This is a genomic window from Tissierella creatinophila DSM 6911, assembly GCF_001940565.1.
Classification (GTDB): Bacteria; Bacillota; Clostridia; order Tissierellales; family Tissierellaceae; genus Tissierella_A; species Tissierella_A creatinophila.
Genome location: NZ_LTDM01000055.1, coordinates 1 through 1,457, shown reverse-complemented (window position 1 = coordinate 1,457; position 1,457 = coordinate 1). Strand labels below are relative to the sequence as shown.

1 rRNA gene is annotated in these 1,457 nt (G+C 51.4%); it reads right to left on the bottom strand.

Annotated features, from left to right (window positions below):
* Positions 1-1,440 (bottom strand): 16S ribosomal RNA (locus TICRE_RS10645); the annotation flags it as partial.
* Between the last annotated feature and the right edge of the window lie 17 nt (positions 1,441-1,457).

Here is a 1,457-nt window from a genome sequence, read left to right as displayed (position 1 = left end):
GGTTAGCTCACTGGCTTCGGGCATTTCCGACTCCCATGGTGTGACGGGCGGTGTGTACAAGACCCGGGAACGCATTCACCGCGACATTCTGATCCGCGATTACTAGCAACTCCGGCTTCATGTAGGCGAGTTGCAGCCTACAATCCGAACTGGGATCGGCTTTTAGAGATTTGCATCCTATCGCTAGGTAGCTCCTCGTTGTACCGACCATTGTAGCACGTGTGTAGCCCAGGACATAAAGGGCATGATGATTTGACGTCATCCCCACCTTCCTCCGATTTATCATCGGCAGTCTCTCTAGAGTTCTCAGCTTAACCTGTTAGTAACTAAAAATAGGGGTTGCGCTCGTTGCGGGACTTAACCCAACATCTCACGACACGAGCTGACGACAACCATGCACCACCTGTGTCCAAAGTCCCCGAAGGGAAAACTCTATCTCTAGAGCGGTCTTTGGCATGTCAAGCCCTGGTAAGGTTCTTCGCGTTGCTTCGAATTAAACCACATGCTCCGCTGCTTGTGCGGGTCCCCGTCAATTCCTTTGAGTTTCATACTTGCGTACGTACTCCCCAGGCGGAGTGCTTAATGCGTTAGCTGCGGCACCGAGCTTTGACACCCGACACCTAGCACTCATCGTTTACGGCGTGGACTACCAGGGTATCTAATCCTGTTTGCTCCCCACGCTTTCGTTCCTCAGCGTCAGTATAAGTCCAGAAAGTCGCCTTCGCCACTGGTATTCCTCCTAATATCTACGCATTTCACCGCTACACTAGGAATTCCACTTTCCTCTCCTTAACTCAAGCCTTTCAGTTTCAAGTGCTTACCACAGTTGAGCTGTGATCTTTCACACCTGACTTAAAAGGCCGCCTGCGAACCCTTTACGCCCAATAAATCCGGACAACGCTCGCCCCCTACGTATTACCGCGGCTGCTGGCACGTAGTTAGCCGGGGCTTCCTCCTTGGGTACCGTCATTATCTTCCCCAAGGACAGAACTTTACGACCCGAAAGCCTTCATCGTTCACGCGGCGTCGCTGCATCAGAGTTTCCTCCATTGTGCAATATTCCCCACTGCTGCCTCCCGTAGGAGTCTGGACCGTGTCTCAGTTCCAGTGTGGCCGTTCACCCTCTCAGGCCGGCTACCCATCGTCGCCTTGGTGAGCTTTTATCTCACCAACTAGCTAATGGGACGCGAGACCATCTTTCACCGCTTTACGCTTTGACTTTTTTTACATGTGTAAAAGAAGTATCATAAGGTATTAATCCCAGTTTCCCGAGGCTATCCCTTTGTGAAAGGCAGGTTTCTCACGCGTTACTCACCCGTCCGCCGCTAAGATAATTACCTCGTCACCCCGAAGGGATCAAAGATAATTACTTCGCTCGACTTGCATGTGTTAGGCACGCCGCCAGCGTTCGTCCTGAGCCAGGATCAAACTCTCATTTAAAAGTTTGAAAATAGCTC